This window comes from Pseudoxanthomonas mexicana, assembly GCF_046736355.1.
Classification (GTDB): Bacteria; Pseudomonadota; Gammaproteobacteria; order Xanthomonadales; family Xanthomonadaceae; genus Pseudoxanthomonas_A; species Pseudoxanthomonas_A mexicana_B.
Genome location: NZ_CP157201.1, coordinates 2,941,873 through 2,958,733, shown reverse-complemented (window position 1 = coordinate 2,958,733; position 16,861 = coordinate 2,941,873). Strand labels below are relative to the sequence as shown.

Sequence of the window (16,861 nt, the reverse complement as noted above, 5' to 3'; positions counted from 1 at the left end):
CCGCACCGGCGGTGCGGGCAGTGCGTCGTCTTCGACAACGCGGACGGTTTGGGGTTCCGTAATCTCCAGTTCCGCAACGGCGGTGAGGGGCCTGATCCAAAGATGGACCCGAATGCGGCCGGGATCAACCGTCCCCGCACGTAATTCTCGAGAGAGTTTTCCTATCGCCCGCACCGGCCTTGCCGCGGGCCGCGCAAGGCGCATCCGCCCAGGATGCGTTTAGCCGATGCGCACCCGCTCGTGCGAGGACAGGATGTGCATAGCCTCGCGGTACTTGGCCACGGTGCGGCGCGCGACCGGCACGCCGGAGGCCTTGAGCAGATCCGCCAGCTTGGCGTCGGACAGCGGCTTGCGCGGGTTCTCGGCGTCGATCAGGCGGCGGATCATCGCCTGGATGGCGGTGCTGGAGGCCTCGCCGCCGCCGTCGGTGTCGATGCCGGAGGCGAAGAAAGCCTTCAGCGGCAGGGTGCCGCGCGGCGTGCGCACGTACTTGCGCGCGATCGCGCGCGAGACGGTGGATTCGTGCAGGCCGACCTCGACGGCGACCTCGCGCAGGGTCAGCGGGCGCAGCGCCTGCTCGCCGAATTCGAGGAAGGCCGCCTGCTGGCGCAGCAGGCAGCGGGTGACCTTGAGCAGGGTCTCGCCGCGCGCCTCCAGGCTCTTGAGCAGCCAGCGCGCCTCCTGCAGGTGGTTGCGCAGGTAGCCGGCGTCCTGTTCGCCGCACTGGCGGATCATCTGCTCGTAGCCGCGGTGGATGGTCACCTTCGGCAGGGTGTTGCCGGCCAGCGCGGCGCGCCAGACGCCGCGCTGGCGCCAGACCACGCAGTCGGGGACCACGTAGGTGTCGTGGCCGATCTCGCCCAGCTGCGCGCCGGGCTTGGGATCCAGGCCGCGCAGCAGCGCGATCGCGGCCTCGACCTCGGCCAGCGGCCGCTTCAGCTCGCCGGCCAGGCCGGCCGCGCCGCTGCGCGGCAGCCGTTCCAGCGCGCTGTCGGCGATGCGCAGCGCCACCGCCTTGCCGGGGGTGTCGTCGCTGAGCGTCTCCAGTTGCAGGCGCAGGCATTCCTGCAGCGTGCGCGCGCACACGCCGACCGGGTCGAAGCGCTGCAACTGGTGCAGCACGACCAGGATCTCGTCCTCGCTGGCGACCAGTTCCGGCAGCAGCGCCTGGGCGATGGCCGACAGCGGCTCGCGCAGGTAGCCGTCGTCCTCCAGCGCGTCGATCAGCGCCGCGCCGATGCTGCGGTCGCGCGGCGACAGGTGCGACAGGTGCAGCTGCCAGAGCAGGTGATCGTGCAGGGTGTCGGCCTCGGCGATGCGCTCGGCGGCGCTGCCGGAATCGTCGTCGTCGAAGGAGCCGCCGCTACCGGCCTGCCAGGGGCCTTCCTCTTCCGGCGACCAGTCCTCGCCGGCGGCCGGGTCATCGTGCGCGGTCGCTTCCTGGCCGGAACCGGGTTCGGCGGAAGGCTCGGGCGGGGCGGCGCCCTCGTCGGCCCAGTCCAGCAGGGGGTTGGTTTCCACCGCCTCGATCAGTTCGGCCTCGAGCTCGGGGGTGGACATCTGCAGCAGGCGGATGGCCTGACGCAACTGCGGCGTCATGACCAACTGCTGTCCCAGCGATGTCTGCAACCTCGGTTTCATGGACGATCCGTCAAGGGGCGGGATGCCGGCCGCGGCCGGCCGCCGCGCTCAGAGACGGAAAGCGTCTCCCAGATAGACACGGCGGACGTCCGGATTGGCCAGCAACGCATCGGGCGCCCCCTGCGCCAGCACGCTACCGGCATTGAGGATATACGCCCGGTCGCAGATTCCCAAGGTTTCGCGCACGTTGTGATCGGTGATGAGCACGCCGATGCCGCGGTTCTTGAGGTGCTTGACGATGCGCTGGATCTCGCCGACCGAGATCGGGTCCACGCCGGCGAAGGGCTCGTCCAGCAGCATCAGCCGCGGCCGCGCGGCCAGCGCGCGGGCGATTTCGCAGCGGCGGCGCTCGCCGCCTGACAGGCTGGCGCCGAGCTGGTCGGCGACGTGGCCGATCTGCAGTTCGTCGAGCAGGCCGTCCAGCTCGCGGTCGCGCCCCTGCGCGTCCAGGTCCTCGCGCAGTTCCAGCACCAGGCGGATGTTGTCGGCCACCGACAGCTTGCGGAACACCGACGGTTCCTGCGGCAGGTAGCCCACGCCCAGCTTGGCGCGGCGGTACATCGGCTCGGCGGTGATGTCGCGGCCGTCCAGCGCGATGCGGCCGGCGTCGGCGGCGACCAGGCCGACGATCATGTAGAAGCAGGTGGTCTTGCCGGCGCCGTTGGGACCGAGCAGGCCGACCACCTCGCCGGCGTCCAGGGTCAGGCCGAAGTCGGCGACGACCTCGCGCTGCTTGTACTTCTTGCGCAGGCCCTGGGCGATGAGCATCAGTTCTTGCCCTGCGGCGCCGCCGACTTGGGCTGGATCACGGTGCGCACGCGGCTGCCGTCGCCGCCGCTCTGCATGCCGCCGGTGGTGGTGTTGTAGACCATGCGCTGGCCGCTGTTGGAGCCGCGCGGCGAGGAGATGGTGTAGTTGCCGATGAAGACCACGGTCTCCTTCAGCAGGTCGTACTCGATGCGGTCGGCGGCCGCGTCCATCCAGCTTCCATCGTCCAGCTGCTGGCGCATCTTGACCTGCTTGCCGGTGAAGATGGCCTTGGACAATTCGCCGTTGCTGCGGATGATCTCGCCGCGCGCGGCGTTGATCGACAGCGTGCCCTGGGTCAGCACGACGTTGCCCGACAGCACGGTGGTGCCGTCGCCGGTGACCACGCCGCTCTGCGAGTCGGACTCGATGTCCATCGGCTGGTTGCGATCGGTCGACTTGGCCAGCGCCAGCGGCGACGCCAGCAGGAGCGCGAGTGCGAGGATGCTAGCGTTGGCGCGGTTCATAGCGTGACTTGACCTGGGATTTGAAGAGGTATTCCTTGGTTTCGAGATTGGCTTCGAAACCGCGACCGCTGAGTATAGAACCGGGCTGGGTGAGGGTCACGACGTCGTCGGTGACGGCCAAGTCGGTGTTCGGGAAAACGTTCAGGCGGCCGGTGCGCAGGGTGGTCGGCCGCTCGGTGCCCTCGGGGCTGTCGCCGCGCACGTCGTCGCGCAGGCGCAACTCGTCGCCCTTGGGACTCAGCCAGCCGGTGTCGGCGCGCATCCGCCAGTGCCGCCCTTCGGCGTCGGGCATCAGGAACAGCGGGGTGGCGATGTCGAAGCTCTGGTCGGCCGGATTGCGGTGCATCTGCGGCGAGCGCACGGTCAGCGACTCGCGGCCCCGGCTGTCCAGGGCGATCAGCTCGAAATCGCGCATCACGTAGTCGGAGCGGTCGGTGAGCGGCCCGGTCGGCGCCGGCTTCTCGCGCTGTTTCCAGGCCGACCAGCCGCTGACCAGCGCGGCCACCAGCAGCACGCCGCCGAGGATGCGGCGCCAGTTCACGCCGGATCCCCGAGGATGGCCGGCAGGTGGCCGTGCGCGCCCAGCAGCAGGTCGCACAGTTCGCGCGCCGCGCCTTCGCCGCCGCGCGCCCGGGTATGCCAGTGCGCGTGGCGCGCGGTCCAGGCGTGCGCGTTGGCCGGCGCCACCGCCAGTCCCACCGCCTTGAACGCTTCCAGGTCGGCCAGGTCGTCGCCCATGAAGGACACCTCGTCCAGCCCGATGCCCATTTCGGCGCACAGCCGCCCGACCGCCGTGCGCTTGTCCTTGACCCCGCTCTGGATGGCCACGTCCAGTTCCTGCGCGCGCAACTCGGCGGCGCGGCCGCTGCGCGCGGTGATCAGCACCACCCGGATGCCGTGGCGGCGCAGCAGCACCAGCCCCTGGCCGTCGAGGATGTTGAACGCCTTGATCTCGCGGCCTTCCGAATCGAGGTAGATGCGCCCGTCGGTCAGCGTGCCGTCGACGTCGAAGCAGGCCAGCCGCACGCGCGCAGCGCGCCGGAGCAGGTCGTCATCGAGGTCGTGCAGGTGGGAGAGGGGCATGGGGGCGAGGGATTAGGGGCTAGAGGCGAGAGGCTAGGGTTGGGACAGAGGAGACGTGGACCTGTGGACTGGAGGAGGATGCGGATGGCAAATCTCGACGACATCCCGCTTTCACCAATCCCTAGCCTCTCGCCCCTAGCCCCTGCCTTTTACACCACGCGCGCACGCAACAGGTCATGAATATTGAGCGCCCCGACCGGCCGCTGTTCGCCGTCCACGACGATCAGGCCGCTGATCTTGTGCGTCTCCATCATCCGCGCCGCCTCCACCGCCAGTTGATCGGCGGCGATGGTCTTGGGCGCGCGGGTCATCACGTCGGCGATGTTCGCGCTGCGCACGTCGATGTCGGCGTTGTCCAGGGTGCGGCGCAGGTCGCCGTCGGTGAACAGGCCGACCAGCGCGCCCCGCGCATCGACCACCGCGGTCATGCCCAGCCGCTTGCGGCTCATCTCCACCAGCGCCTGGCTCAGCGAGGCGTCGTCGCGCACGCGCGGCACCTCGTCGCCGGCGTGCATGACGTCGGTGATGTGCAGCAGCAGGCGCCGGCCCAGGCTGCCGGCCGGGTGCGAGCGGGCGAAGTCGTCGGCGGTGAAGCCGCGCGCCTCCAGCAGCGCCACCGCCAGCGCGTCGCCCATCGCCAGGGTGGCGGTGGTGCTGCTGGTCGGCGCCAGGTCCAGCGGGCAGGCCTCGGCCGGCACGCTGACGTCCAGGTGCACGTCGGCCTCGCGGGCCAGCGTCGAGGCGGGCTTGCCGGTCATGGCGATCAGCGCGTTGCCCTGGCGCTTAAGCACCGGCAGCAGCATCAGCACCTCGTCCGACTCGCCGGAGTAGGAGATGGCCAGCACCACGTCGGCGTCGGTGATCATGCCCAGGTCGCCGTGGCCGGCCTCGCCCGGATGGACGAAGAACGCCGGGGTGCCGGTGGAGGCGAGGGTGGCGGCGATCTTGCGGGCGATATGGCCCGACTTGCCCATGCCGGTGGCGACCACGCGGCCGCGGCAGGCCAGGATGCGCCGGCAGGCGGCCGGGAAGGCGCCATTGGAGCCGGCCCCGCCGATGCGCGCGGCCAGCACGTCCAGCGCCCGGGACTCGATTTCGACCACCCGGCGGCCACTGCCGGCCAGGCTGGCATCGGTCACGGCATCGGGGGCGGGCAGGGACTGGGACATGCGGACGGCGGCCCGGAAGGTAGAATGGCCGGCCATTTTATTAGGAAAGCGCTGTGGACGCCGAAACCATCCGTGAACTCATCGAGGCCGGCCTGCCCGGCGCGCGCGCGCAGGTGCAGGGTGACGACGGCGTGCACTTCGAGGCCACGGTGGTGTCCGAGGCGTTCCGCGGCAAGCTGCCGCTGGCCCGCCACCGGCTGGTCTACGCCACCCTGGGCGAGCGCATGGGCGGCGAGATCCACGCCCTGGCGCTGAAGACGCTGACCCCGGACGAGGCCTAGGGCCTGTCCCCATGGCGTGGGCAGGCCCTAGAGTGCACGCCGGCAGTTGCCTGTGCGGCGGCGTGAGCTACCGCATCGACGGCCCGCTGGGCGATCTGGTGCTGTGCCACTGCTCGCGCTGCCGCAAGGCCAACGGCTCGGCGTTCCAGGCGGTCTCGCCGATCGCCACGGCCGACTTCGTGCTGCTGTCCGGTGCCGATCTGCTGTCCGAATACAGTTCCTCGCCCGGTGTGCACCGGGTCTACTGCCGGGTCTGCCACGCGCCGCTCTACAGTCGCCGCGACGCCGCGCCGGATATGCTGCGCCTGCGCGTCGGCACGCTGGACACGCCGGTGGACGCGCCCGTGCGGATGCACATCTTCACCGCGTCCCGGGCGGAGTGGTACGAGATCCGCGACCCTGCCCCGCAACACCCCGACCGTCCCGGCGAGTGATCGCCGGCGACCCGCTCCTTCCACTTCCCATCGACAACGACATGCAGAAAATCATCGTCACCGGCGGCAACGCCCTCCACGGCGAGGTCGGCATCTCCGGCGCCAAGAACGCGGTGCTGCCCATCCTGTGCGCGACGCTGCTGGCCGACGCGCCGGTGGAGATCACCAACGTGCCGCACCTGCACGACGTGATCACCACGGTGAAGCTGCTCAGCGAACTCGGCGCGGGCATCGCCATCGACGAAGGCACGCTGGCCAGGGGCCGCAGCATCGTCGTCGATCCGCGCAGCGTGAACCAGCACGTGGCGCCTTACGAACTGGTCCGTACCATGCGCGCCTCGATCCTGGTGCTGGGACCGCTGCTGGCCCGGCACGGCGCGGCCGAGGTGTCGCTGCCCGGCGGCTGCGCGATCGGTTCGCGCCCGGTCGACCTGCACATCAAGGGCCTGCAGGCGCTGGGCGCGGAGATCACCGTCGAGAACGGCTTCATCAAGGCGCGCGCGGACCGGCTGAAGGGCGCGCGCTACGTGTTCGACATGGTCACCGTGACCGGCACCGAGAACGTGATGGCCGCCGCCACGCTGGCGCAGGGCACCACCGTGCTGGAGAACGCGGCGATGGAGCCGGAGGTCACCGACCTGGCCGACTGCCTCAACGCGCTCGGCGCGCGCATCGAGGGCGCGGGCACCTCGCGCATCACCATCCACGGCGTCGAGCGGCTGTCCGGCGGGCGCCACGTGGTGCTGCCGGATCGCATCGAGACCGGCACCTTCCTGGTCGCCGCGGCGATGACCGGCGGCCGCGTCACCGCGCGGCGCGCGCGTCCCGGCACGCTGGACGCGGTGCTGGACAAGCTGAAGGAGGCCGGCGCCGAGCTGGACTGCACCGACGACAGCATCACCCTGGACATGCACGGCCGCCGCCCGCGCGCGGTCAGCCTGACCACCGCGCCGTACCCGGCGTTCCCGACCGACATGCAGGCGCAGTTCATGGCGCTCAACTGCATCGCCGAAGGCGTGGCGGTGATCAACGAGACGATCTTCGAGAACCGCTTCATGCACGTCAACGAACTGCTGCGGCTGGGCGCGGACATCCGCGTGGAAGGGCACACCGCGATCGTGCGCGGCGTGGAGCGGCTGTCCGGCGCGCCGGTGATGGCCACCGACCTGCGCGCGTCGGCCTCGCTGATCCTGGCCGGCCTGGTCGCCGGCGGCGAGACCGTCATCGACCGCATCTACCACCTGGATCGCGGCTACGAGAACATCGAGGAGAAGCTCGGTGCGCTCGGCGCGAAGATCCGCCGGGTCGCCTGACATGGCCACCATCACCCGCCGCTTCACCCTGCGCCGCAAGCTGCTGCTGGCCGCCGTGGCGCTGCTGCTGGCGCTGGTGGGCTGGCTGCACGCGACCGGCGCGGCCGGCACCCGCGGCCTGGCCAGCGAGGACATGGACTGGAACGCCGACGGCACCGTGACCGGTGCCGAAATCCTGCAGGCCTTCACCTCGGTGACGGTCAGGCAGAGCCGCGAAGGCGCGCGCGAGTGCAGCGCCTATGCCTGGCGCGGCAACGGCCAGCCGATCCGGGTCGATTGCCGGACCAGCTTCCGCGAGGAAGGCGAGTAAGGGAGCCGCTTGTGCTCGTCATTCCCGCCTGCGCGGGAATGACGATGCTTCCGTGCGTTCAGTGCCAGCCGGTCAGCTTGAGGTCGATGGCGTCGCTGCCGTTCTCGCGCTGCAGGATGCGCGCCGGCACCGGGATGTCGTTGACCACCCAGACGATGGTCTGGCGGTCGCCGTCGGTGCGCTGGACCCTGGTCGCGTCGTGGGTGCGGCCGCCGACGGTGACCTTCTCCCTGCCGGCGACCTGGTAGGTCATCGGCTTGGCGCGGCCGTTCTCGACCATGCGGTAGGTCAGCGGCTTGCCGGCGGCGACGTCGCGCACGATCGCCAGGTTGACCAGCAGCGCGTCCATGTCGCCCTTCTGCAGCGGCACCGGGCCGGCGCGGTCGGGCTTGACGTCGCCGGACCAGGTGGCCTGCGCCTTGCCCCAGTCGTAGGTCGTGTTGACCGCCTTCTTCTTGATCAGGAAACGCGAGTTGTCGCTGCTGGACAGCGGGCGCAACTGGCCTGCGTGCTCGTCGAACACGGTCTGCTGCGACAGATCGACCGCCTGGTTTTTCACCGTCAGGCTGTACTGCCAGCGGTTGCCCTGCGGGGCCAGCACCATCCTGCCTTCGCCCTGCATGCCGAGCGCGTTGGCCTGGTAGGTGGCGGTGAAGGCCTCCACCGCCAGCGCGGGCGCGCAGGCGCCGGCCAGCAGCAGGGCGGCCAGCGGACGGCGGAGCGTGGTCATACGGAGGTTCTTCATGTCATGGCACTCCTTGGTAATCGACCAGGCGCAGGTCTATCGCGTCCTGGCCCTTTTCCCGCTGCAGGATGCGCACGGGAGTGGGTACGCCTGCGGCCACCCAGAAAATCTGCTCGTCGTCGCCACCGTTGGTGCGGACCACGCGCATCGCATCGTAGCTCAGGCCCTCGACCTCGATGATCTCGGTCTGCGCCGCCACCGCGTACTCGTAGCGGCGCACGCGGCCGTTGTCGACCACCCGGTAGTCCAGCCGCCGATCCGGCGCGGCGTCGCGGATCACCGCCAGGTTCATCAGCAGCGCGCTCATGTCGCCGTCTTGCAGCGGCAGCGGCGCGCGCCGCTCCTTTTTGATGTCGCCCTGCCACTGCGCGCTGCCCGCCTGCCAGTCGTACAGGCCGACCATGCGCTTGCCGCCGAACAGCGCGCTTTGCACGGTGGCCTGGGTCGCCGGCCGGTAGCGATCGCCGTCGGCGACGTCGAACACCGTGCTCTGCTCGATGTTCAGCCGCGCCAGCCGGGCGAACCCGCGCGTGCCGCGCACGCCGAGATCGATCTGCCAGCGATCGCCGTCCAGGCGGGCGACCTTCATCGTCGCGCTGCCGGCCAGCTTGCCGTCCCGGTACGCCTGGTAACTGGCCACGAACGGCTCCAGCGCCAGCGCGGGCGCGGCGGCCAGGGCCAGCATGCCGCTCAGCAGGACACGCAGGGGCAGTCGGGGCATCTTTTTCGTCGTCAGTCGTCGGGGCGGGTCAGGTCGCCCGTGGAATCTAAGGACAGCGGGCTAAATAGCGGCTGATCATCCAGATGCGCCTTGCCGTCCCGTTCAGCCAGGCGTCCGGCGGTGGCCAGCCGCAGCGTGGCGACCAGCAGCGCATGCTCGCGCGGCAGCAGGCGGGCGGCCAGCGCCGCGGCGTCGTCGCCGGCCAGCACCGGGATGCGCGCCTGCGCGATCACGGTGCCGGCGTCCAGCTCCGGCACGACGAAGTGCACGCTGGCGCCGTGTTCGGCGTCGCCGGCGTCGAGCGCGCGCTGGTGGGTGTGCAGGCCGCGGTATTTCGGCAGCAGCGAGGGATGGATGTTCAGCAGCCGGCCTTCGAAACGGGCGATGAACGCCTCGCCGAGGATGCGCATGTAGCCGGCGCAGACGATCCAGTCCGGCCGCGCCGCCGCCACCGCGTCGGCCAGCGCGGCGTCGAACGCGGCGCGGTCGGGCCAGGCGCGCGGGCTGGCGCTCCAGCGCAGGGCCTCGGGCACCTTGTCCAGCGCGGCCGCGTCGGCGCGATCGGAGAACACGCCGACGATTTCGGCATCCAGCGCGCCGGCGGCGATCGCCTCCAGGATCGCCTGCAGGTTGCTGCCGCGCCCGGAGGCCAGCACCGCGATGCGCCGGCTCATGGCCGCGCTCCCGCCATCGCGCGCCGGCGCCACGGCCAGGCCGACACGCAGCCCAGCGTGGCCAGCAGCATGTCGGCGTGCGCGTCCCAGATGTCGCCCTGCTGGCCGTTGTAGGACTCGGCCGCCTCCGGCGACATCGCCAGCGCGATGCCCCATTCCATCCATTCGTAGACCAGGCTGCTGGCCATCACCAGCAGCACCGCGATGGCGAACGCCTGCCACGGCGTCGCCCGCGCGTGGCGTTCCAGGTGGAAGCGCACCGGCGGGGCGAAGCACAGCCCGTACAGCAGGTGGACGAAGCGGTCGAAGTGGTTGCGCTGCCAGCCGAACGCCTGCTGCGGCGACCAGCCGGCCAGCGCCTGCGCCCATTCGTCGTAGGGCACGTTGGAATACAGCCAGCGCGCGCCGATGCAGTGGACGACGACGAACAGGCAGACGAAGGCGTAGTGCGGGGTCTTCAGCGGCCAGCGCCGGTCCAGCCAGACCAGCGCGGCCAGCCCGGCCACGGTCAGGCTGCTGTGCAGCGCCTGTTCCAGCGGCCACGGCGGCGCTATCCAGCTCAGCGCGAACACCGCCAGCGTCGCCGCCAGCGCCCAGCGCTTGCCGTGGGCCATGCGGATCAGCCGATGCGCACGCGTTCGCCGCCGGACGCGGCGACCACCTGGCCGATGCGCCAGTGCGCCAGGCCGTGCGCGTCCAGCGCCGCCTCCAGCGCGCCGGCCTGCGCCGGATCGGCGATCAGCACGAAGCCGATGCCGCAGTTGAAGGTGCGCCACATCTCGGCGTCCTCGACCGCGCCCTCGCGCTGCAGCCATTCGAACACCGGCGGCAGCGTCCACGCGCCGGCGTCGATGTCCAGGCCCAGCCCGTCGGGGACGACGCGGATGATGTTCTCGGTCAGGCCGCCGCCGGTGACGTGGGCCATCGCGTGGATGGCCTCGCCGTGCGACTTCAGCAGCGCCAGCACCGGCTTGACGTACAGCGTGGTCGGCGCCATCAGCGCGTCGGCCAGGGCGACGCCGCCGACCTGCGCGTCGGCCGGGCGGCCGGCACGGTCGTAGATCCGGCGGATCAGCGAATAGCCGTTGGAATGCGGGCCGGACGAGGCGATGCCGATCAGCACGTCGCCCTGGCGCACCTTGCCGCCGTCGAGCAGTTGCGATTTTTCGACCGCGCCGACGGTGAAGCCGGCCAGGTCGTATTCGCCGGGAGCGTACATGTCGGGCATCTCGGCGGTCTCGCCGCCGATCAGCGCGCAGCCGGCCAGTTCGCAGCCCCGGGCGATGCCGCCGACCACCGCCACGGTGGTCTCCACGTCGAGCTTGCCGGTGGCGAAGTAGTCGAGGAAGAACAGCGGCTCGGCGCCTTGCACCAGCACGTCGTTGACGCACATGCCGACCAGGTCGATGCCGATCGTGTCGTGGCGCCCCAGTTGCTGGGCCAGCTTGAGCTTGGTGCCGACGCCGTCGGTGCCCGAGACCAGCACCGGCTCGCGGTACTTGCCGGACAGGTCGAACAGCGCGCCGAAGCCGCCCAGCCCGCCCATCACCTCGGGGCGGAAGCTGCGCCTGACCAGCGGCTTGATGCGTTCCACCACCGCGTTGCCGGCGTCGATGTCGACCCCCGCGTCGCGGTAGGTCATCGGGGTGGGGGGCGGGGATGCGGTCACGGCGCGCTCGTCGGCTTCAAGGCAAGGACCGGCAATTTTAGAGCGTGTCATGTGCTTTGGGGTGCTTTGCCGCGTGGGGAAGTGCTCCGGGTGCATGGCGTGCGCTGCCGGAAACCGGCCGCCGCGCGCGCCGGATGAACGGCCCGGATTGGCGCTGGCCGGCCATTCGGGCAACAATTCCCTCCGATTCGTCGAACCCAAGGACGCTCGATGCGCCGGATTTCCGCCTTCGCCCTCACGGCCCTCCTGTCCCTGGCGGCCGCGCCGTGGGTCGCGCCGGCGGCGTGGGCGCAGTCCGAGCCGCGCCTCGAGGGCGAGGCGGTCAGCGCGCGCGGCCTGTACGAAGCCGAGGTGCCGGTCAACAGCCAGGCCGAGGCCGACCGCCGCGGCGGTTTCACCCGTGCGCTGGGCGCGGTGCTGGCCAAGCTGACCGGCGACCGCGGCGTGACCGCCAAGCCCGGCGTGGCGGCCGAGCTGCGCAACGCCGCCGACTACGTCGAGCACTACGACTACCGCCAGGACCAGGGCACCTCGCCGTCCGGCGCGCCGACCTTCCGCACCCTGCTGGTGGTGCGCTTCCGCGAGGCCGACGTCGACGCGATCGCCGGCGTGCTGGGCCTGCCGATCTGGCCGCAGCCGCGGCCTAAGCCGGTGATCTGGCTGGCCATCAACGACGGCAGCGGCCCGCGCCTGGTCGGCCTGCCGCAGACCAACGCGGCGCGGCCTTTGCTCAACCGCGCCGTCGAGCGCGGCTTCAGCCTGGGCCTGCCCGCCGGCAGTACGGCCGAACAGGCATTGGTCGGCGCGATCTGGCGCCAGGACACGGCCGCCATCGCGCGCGCCTCCTCCCGCTACAGCCCGCCGATGCAGTTGATCGGCAAGCTCTACCGCGACGGCGGTAGCGGCTGGAAGGCCGACTGGGTGTTCGTCGATGCCGGCAAGGTGCTGTCGAGCTGGTCCACCCGCGACGCCGACGCGCGCCGGGCGATGGCCGGCGGCGCCGATGGCGCGGCCGAGGCGTTGATGAAGCGCTACGCGCGCCGGGTCGCCATCGGCCAGGCCGGCAGCTACCGGGTGGTGTTCGCCGGGCTGCACGGCAGCGACGATTACGTGCGCCTGATGGGCCGGCTGCAGAAGATGTCGGTGGTCCGCCGCATCACCCCGGTGCGCGCCGGCGGCGATCGCCTGGAACTGGATCTGGAACTGCTGTCGGGTCTGCCCGGGTTCCAGCGCATGCTGGGCGAGGACGCGCTCATTTCCGCGGAAGAAGGCCAGCCGCCGGTCTACCGCATCCCCTGATTCCCAGGCCCACCGGAACGGAACCTCCGCATGTCGCTGACCCAGACTCCCCCCGTCAATCCGATCGCGCGGCGCTGGCAATGGCTGATCATCGCGCTCATCGCCGGCTGGCTGATCTGGCTGCTGGCGCCGGTGCTGACGCCGTTCGTGCTGGCCGCGCTGCTGGGCTGGCTGGGCGATCCGTGGGTGGACCGGCTGCAGCGCCGGGGGCGCTCGCGCACCACCGCGGTGGTGCTGGTGTTCACCCTGATGCTGCTGCTGCTGGCGCTGGCGCTGCTGATCCTGGTGCCGATGATCGAGCGCCAGGTCATCGAGCTGATGCAGTCGCTGCCGACCTACCGCGACTGGTTCCTGCTGACCGCGCTGCCGTGGGTCGAGCAGCGCACCGGCCTGGAACTGACCGCCTGGCTCAACGCCGAGCGCATCACCGAGTGGATCCGCGGCCACTGGCAGCAGGCCGGCGGCGTGGCGGCGACGTTCTTCGGCACGCTGTCGCGCTCGGGCTTCGCGGTCATCGCCTGGGTGGTCAACCTGGTGCTGCTGCCGATCCTGACGTTCTACTTCCTGCGCGACTGGGACAAGCTGGTCGAGCGCATCGCCGCGCTGGTGCCGCGCGATCACGTCGGCACCGTCGGCCGGCTGGCGCGCGAATCCAGCGACGTGCTCGGCGCGTTCCTGCGCGGGCAGTTCCTGGTGATGCTGGCGCTGGGCGCGATCTACGCCATCGGCCTGTCGATCATCGGCCTCAAGCTGGGCCTGCTGATCGGCATCATCGCCGGCTTCATCAGCTTCATCCCCTACCTGGGCGCGGCGGCCGGCGTGGTGATGGCGGTGGTGGCGGCGCTGGTGCAGGCGCAGGGCTTCGATCTCAAGCTGATGGGCGGCATGGCAGTGGTGTTCACCATCGGCCAGCTGCTGGAGAGCTACGTGCTGACCCCGCGCATCGTCGGCGACAAGATCGGCCTGCACCCGGTGGCGGTGATCTTCGCGGTGATGGCCGGCGGGCAGCTGTTCGGCTTCCTCGGCATGCTGCTGGCGCTGCCGGTGGCGGCGATCGCCAACGTGCTGCTGCGCTACGCGCACGAGCAGTACACCAACAGCCCGCTGTACGCCGGCGATCGCCCGGCGATCCTGCTCGATTCCCATCTCGACATGGGCATGCCGGGCGAGGCCGCGCCGCGCGACAGCGACGACCGGTGAACACGGCGGCCGGCCCTTCCGGCGGCACGCCGCAGTTGCCGCTGGCGCTGCGGCCGCCGCCCGACCAGCGTTTCGAGAGCTATGTCGGCGCGCCCGATGGCGCACTGGCGCAGTTGCGCGCGCTGGCCACGCGGCCGGCGGCCGACTGGATCTACCTGGCCGGCGCCGCGCGCACCGGCAAGACCCACCTGGCGCTGGCGCTGTGCGCGGCGGCCGGGCAGGCCGGTCGCCGCGCGGCCTACCTGCCGGCGGCGGCCGGCGCCGGGCGCATGCGCGAGGCGCTGGAGGCGCTGGACGGCCACGACGTGATCGCGGTGGACGGGCTGGAGGCGGTGGCCGACGCGCGCGACGACGAGGTCGCGCTGTTCGACTTCCACAACCGCGCGCGCGCGGCCGGCATCGGCGTGCTCTACACCGCCGCCGCGCTGCCCGACGAACTCGGGCTGGTCCTGCCGGACCTGCGCTCGCGGCTGTCGCAGTGCGCGCGCATCGTCCTGCCGGCGCTGGACGACGAGGGCCGGCGCGAGGTGCTGCGCGATCGCGCGCGCCGGCGCGGGCTGGTGCTGGAGGAGGCCGCGCTGGACTGGCTGCTGACCCGCAGCGGGCGCGACCTGGGCAACCTGATCGCCGTGCTGGAGAAACTGGATCGCGAATCACTGGCCGCGCAGCGGCGCGTCACCGTGCCGTTCCTGCGCCGGGTGCTGGAGGCGCGCTGAGCGACAAGGCCCCGGAGAAGGGGAAGCATTCGAATCAAGAATGCATGGACGGCATCGTTTCTGGCTGATGCAGGAGCCGGGCAAGCTCGGCTCTACAAACCCGCTGCCTGTAGAGCGGAGCTTGCTCCGCTGCCCGCCTGGCGTGGCTTTCTACAGATCGCCGAAGCGCGATTGCAGCACCGCGATCGCCGCCAGCCCCGCGGTCTCGGTGCGCAGGATGCGCGGGCCCAGGCGCAATCCGGCGAAGCCCGCCTGCGCCAGCAGTTCGCGATCGCGCGGCGACCAGCCGCCCTCCGGGCCGATGGCCAGCGTGATGCCGCCGCCATCGCGATGCTCCAGTTCCGACAGCGCGCGTTCGCCGCGCGGATCCAGCGTCAGCCGCATGTCCCCCGGCGCAAGCTGCGTGGCCAGTTGCGCCAGCGCCACCGGCGCGGCCACTTCCGGCACCACCGCGCGACCGCTCTGCTCGCAGGCCGCGACCACGACGCTGCGCCAGTGCACCAGCCGCTTGGCCATCCTGTCGGCGTCCAGCTTGACCTCGGTGCGCTCGGCGTTGACCGGGACGATCGCGGCCACGCCCAACTCGGTGGCCTTCTGCAGGATCAGGTCCATCTTCTCGCCGCGCGCGATGCCTTGCACCAGGGTGATCCGCAGCGGCGACTCGTTGTCCACCGGGGTGGCGGACAGCACCTCCGCCTCGGCGCCGCGCTTGTCCACCGCGGTGAGCCGCGCCGGGTAGTCGTGCCCGTCGCCGTTGAACAGCACGCAGGCGTCGCCCTCGCGCAGCCGCAGCACGCGGGTCAGGTGGCTGGCGGCGTCCCCGGGCAGGCGCAGGCCGCGGCCCGGGACCAGCGGCAGGTCGACGTGGCAGCGGGTCAGGCGCATGCGGTGGCTTCCTCGATGGCGGTGGCGGTGGCGGCCGCCAGCCGTTGCAGCTGTTCCTCGTCGATGCAGTACGGCGGCATCCAGTACAGCACCTCGCCCAGCGGCCGCAGCAGCACGCCGCGATCCAGCGCGGCGCGGTAGGCGCGCAGGCCGATGCGTTCGGAGGCGTCGAACGGCGCGTCGCGCCTTCCGTCGCGCGCCAGTTCGAAGGCCACGATCATGCCGGCCTGCCGCACCTGCGCGACGTGGCGGTGCTGCGCCAGCGGCGCGGCCAGCTCGGCCATCCTCGCCGCGGTGGCGCGGTTGCGCGCGATGACGTCGTCCTGCACGAAGATGTCCAGCGTCGCCAGCGCCGCCGCGCAGGCCAGCGGGTTGCCGGTGTAGCTGTGCGAATGCAGGAAGGCGCGCTCGCGCGAATCGTCGAGGAAGGCGTCGTAGAGGTCCTGGGTGGCCAGCACCGCCGCCAGCGGCAGGAAGCCGCCGGTCAGGCCCTTGGACAGGCACAGCAGGTCGGGCGCGACCCCCGCCTGCTCGCAGGCGAACATCGTGCCGGTGCGGCCGAAGCCGGTGGCGATCTCGTCGGCGATCAGGAAGACGCCGTGCGCGTCGCACAGTTCGCGCGCGCGCCGCAGGTAGTCCGGATGGTGCATGCGCATGCCGCCGGCGCACTGCACGCGCGGTTCCAGGATCAGCGCGCAGATTTCGCCGGGATGGCGCTCGAACAGGTCCGCCAGCGTATCGGCGGCACGATGGGCGGCCTGCGCCTCGCTCTCGCCGTCGCGCGCGGCGTAGGCGTCGGGCGAGGGCGCGAACAGCGCCTCGGCCAGCAGCGGCGCATAGACGCGGCGGTACAGCGGGATGTCGCCGACCGCCAGCGCGCCGAGGGTCTCGCCGTGGTAGCCGTTCTCCAGCGCAACGAAGCGCGTGCGCCGGGTTTCGCCGCGGTTGCGGAAGCAGTGGAAGGCCATCTTCAGCGCCACCTCCACGCCGGCCGAGCCGTTGTCGGCATAGAACACCTTGGCCAGCGGCGCGCGCCCCTGCTGGCGCGGCGCGATCGCCAGCAGGCGCTCGGCCAGCTCGACCGCCGGCGGATGGCTGAAGCCGGCCAGGATGACCTGCTCCAGCCGCCCGGCCTGCGCGGCGATGGCCGCGCCGATGCGCGGTTCGGCGTGGCCGAACAGGTTGGTCCACCAGCTGCTGACCGCGTCGAGGTAGCGGCGCCCGTCCTGGCCGATCAGCCAGGCGCCTTCGCCGCGCGCGATCGGCACCAGCGGCAAGGTGTGCGGATGCTCGCGCATCTGCGTGCACGGATGCCACAGCACCGCCAGGTCGCGGCTACGCCAGCGGTCGGCCTCTGCTAGCATTCGTATTTCATGATCCGTCTCGTGCATCTCCCCATGATATCGGCCGCACCGTGCCGTCGTCCGCAGGCCGGCCGCGGTCCGGG

The 16,861-nt window shown here is 71.5% G+C and carries 20 protein-coding genes; 7 read left to right on the top strand and 13 right to left on the bottom strand.

Annotated elements, in window-relative coordinates:
- Nucleotides 1–219 precede the first annotated feature (219 nt).
- From AAG688_RS13680 to AAG688_RS13655, 6 genes are all read right to left on the bottom strand, one after another.
- Nucleotides 220–1,641: an RNA polymerase factor sigma-54 gene (locus tag AAG688_RS13680; protein ID WP_411832781.1), complete on the bottom strand. Its 1,422-nt coding sequence runs from the start codon at nucleotides 1,639–1,641 to the stop codon at nucleotides 220–222.
- A 48-nt stretch (nucleotides 1,642–1,689) separates the two neighbouring features.
- Nucleotides 1,690–2,409, bottom strand: coding sequence for an LPS export ABC transporter ATP-binding protein (gene lptB / locus AAG688_RS13675; protein ID WP_411832780.1), 720 nt, complete (start codon nucleotides 2,407–2,409; stop codon nucleotides 1,690–1,692).
- Entirely contained in the window at nucleotides 2,409–2,915 is a 507-nt protein-coding gene (gene lptA / locus AAG688_RS13670; RefSeq protein WP_411832779.1) for a lipopolysaccharide transport periplasmic protein LptA, read from the bottom strand. The genes lptB and lptA overlap by 1 nt, the downstream gene beginning before the upstream one ends.
- Nucleotides 2,896–3,456, bottom strand: coding sequence for an LPS export ABC transporter periplasmic protein LptC (lptC, locus tag AAG688_RS13665; protein ID WP_411832778.1), 561 nt, complete (start codon nucleotides 3,454–3,456; stop codon nucleotides 2,896–2,898). Before lptC ends, lptA begins: the two co-directional genes overlap by 20 nt.
- A complete protein-coding gene (locus AAG688_RS13660; protein ID WP_411832777.1) occupies nucleotides 3,453–3,998 on the bottom strand; it encodes a KdsC family phosphatase in 546 nt (181 codons plus the stop codon). Before AAG688_RS13660 ends, lptC begins: the two co-directional genes overlap by 4 nt.
- A gap of 149 nt (nucleotides 3,999–4,147) precedes the next feature.
- Complete coding sequence (locus AAG688_RS13655) at nucleotides 4,148–5,167, bottom strand: KpsF/GutQ family sugar-phosphate isomerase (RefSeq protein ID WP_411832776.1); 1,020 nt, start codon at nucleotides 5,165–5,167, stop codon at nucleotides 4,148–4,150.
- 53 nt (nucleotides 5,168–5,220) lie between these two features.
- Here AAG688_RS13655 and AAG688_RS13650 point away from each other — a divergent pair, with 53 nt between their 5' ends.
- From AAG688_RS13650 to AAG688_RS13635, 4 genes are read left to right on the top strand one after another with little or no spacing between them, the layout of a single operon-like run.
- On the top strand, nucleotides 5,221–5,448 hold the full coding sequence (locus AAG688_RS13650) for a BolA family protein (protein ID WP_411832775.1): 228 nt from the start codon (nucleotides 5,221–5,223) through the stop codon (nucleotides 5,446–5,448).
- A gap of 32 nt (nucleotides 5,449–5,480) precedes the next feature.
- Nucleotides 5,481–5,882 carry a GFA family protein gene (locus AAG688_RS13645; protein WP_411832774.1) on the top strand — a complete coding sequence of 134 codons (402 nt, stop codon included), beginning with the start codon at nucleotides 5,481–5,483 and terminating at the stop codon, nucleotides 5,880–5,882.
- 41 nt (nucleotides 5,883–5,923) lie between these two features.
- The gene (gene murA, locus AAG688_RS13640; RefSeq protein WP_411832773.1) at nucleotides 5,924–7,195 is read left to right on the top strand and encodes a UDP-N-acetylglucosamine 1-carboxyvinyltransferase; all 1,272 of its coding nucleotides are present in this window, start codon (nucleotides 5,924–5,926) and stop codon (nucleotides 7,193–7,195) included.
- Nucleotide 7,196: 1 nt separating this feature from the next.
- Nucleotides 7,197–7,505, top strand: a complete 309-nt coding sequence (locus AAG688_RS13635) for an EF-hand domain-containing protein (protein WP_411832772.1) — start codon at nucleotides 7,197–7,199, stop codon at nucleotides 7,503–7,505.
- Nucleotides 7,506–7,563: 58 nt separating this feature from the next.
- Here the strand turns inward: AAG688_RS13635 and AAG688_RS13630 are convergent, their stop codons facing one another.
- Genes AAG688_RS13630 through purM form a run of 5 tightly spaced genes read right to left on the bottom strand, consistent with a single transcriptional unit; the run spans nucleotide 7,564 to nucleotide 11,287 of the window.
- A complete protein-coding gene (locus AAG688_RS13630; RefSeq protein ID WP_411835020.1) occupies nucleotides 7,564–8,235 on the bottom strand; it encodes a DUF3108 domain-containing protein in 672 nt (223 codons plus the stop codon).
- Between the two features lie 16 nt (nucleotides 8,236–8,251).
- Entirely contained in the window at nucleotides 8,252–8,935 is a 684-nt protein-coding gene (locus AAG688_RS13625; protein WP_411835019.1) for a DUF3108 domain-containing protein, read from the bottom strand.
- A gap of 47 nt (nucleotides 8,936–8,982) precedes the next feature.
- Complete coding sequence (purN, locus tag AAG688_RS13620; protein ID WP_411832771.1) at nucleotides 8,983–9,645, bottom strand: phosphoribosylglycinamide formyltransferase; 663 nt, start codon at nucleotides 9,643–9,645, stop codon at nucleotides 8,983–8,985.
- Complete coding sequence (locus AAG688_RS13615) at nucleotides 9,642–10,259, bottom strand: DUF2238 domain-containing protein (protein WP_411832770.1); 618 nt, start codon at nucleotides 10,257–10,259, stop codon at nucleotides 9,642–9,644. Before AAG688_RS13615 ends, purN begins: the two co-directional genes overlap by 4 nt.
- 5 nt (nucleotides 10,260–10,264) lie before the next feature.
- Nucleotides 10,265–11,287: a phosphoribosylformylglycinamidine cyclo-ligase gene (gene purM, locus AAG688_RS13610; protein ID WP_411835018.1), complete on the bottom strand. Its 1,023-nt coding sequence runs from the start codon at nucleotides 11,285–11,287 to the stop codon at nucleotides 10,265–10,267.
- A gap of 237 nt (nucleotides 11,288–11,524) precedes the next feature.
- Here purM and AAG688_RS13605 point away from each other — a divergent pair, with 237 nt between their 5' ends.
- Genes AAG688_RS13605 through hda form a run of 3 tightly spaced genes read left to right on the top strand, consistent with a single transcriptional unit; the run spans nucleotide 11,525 to nucleotide 14,529 of the window.
- Nucleotides 11,525–12,613, top strand: a complete 1,089-nt coding sequence (locus AAG688_RS13605) for a DUF2066 domain-containing protein (protein WP_411832769.1) — start codon at nucleotides 11,525–11,527, stop codon at nucleotides 12,611–12,613.
- 30 nt (nucleotides 12,614–12,643) lie between these two features.
- Complete coding sequence (locus AAG688_RS13600) at nucleotides 12,644–13,813, top strand: AI-2E family transporter (RefSeq protein WP_411832768.1); 1,170 nt, start codon at nucleotides 12,644–12,646, stop codon at nucleotides 13,811–13,813.
- Entirely contained in the window at nucleotides 13,810–14,529 is a 720-nt protein-coding gene (gene hda, locus AAG688_RS13595) for a DnaA regulatory inactivator Hda (protein ID WP_411832767.1), read from the top strand. The genes AAG688_RS13600 and hda overlap by 4 nt, the downstream gene beginning before the upstream one ends.
- Before the next feature lie 150 nt (nucleotides 14,530–14,679).
- On the opposite strand, the gene AAG688_RS13590 is transcribed toward hda, so the two are convergent.
- Together AAG688_RS13590 and bioA are read right to left on the bottom strand one after the other, a co-directional pair.
- Nucleotides 14,680–15,414 (bottom strand): 16S rRNA (uracil(1498)-N(3))-methyltransferase, encoded by a 735-nt coding sequence (locus AAG688_RS13590; RefSeq protein ID WP_411832766.1) that lies wholly within the window; start codon nucleotides 15,412–15,414, stop codon nucleotides 14,680–14,682.
- Nucleotides 15,405–16,805 carry an adenosylmethionine--8-amino-7-oxononanoate transaminase gene (bioA, locus tag AAG688_RS13585; protein ID WP_411832765.1) on the bottom strand — a complete coding sequence of 467 codons (1,401 nt, stop codon included), beginning with the start codon at nucleotides 16,803–16,805 and terminating at the stop codon, nucleotides 15,405–15,407. Before bioA ends, AAG688_RS13590 begins: the two co-directional genes overlap by 10 nt.
- Nucleotides 16,806–16,861 lie beyond the last annotated feature (56 nt).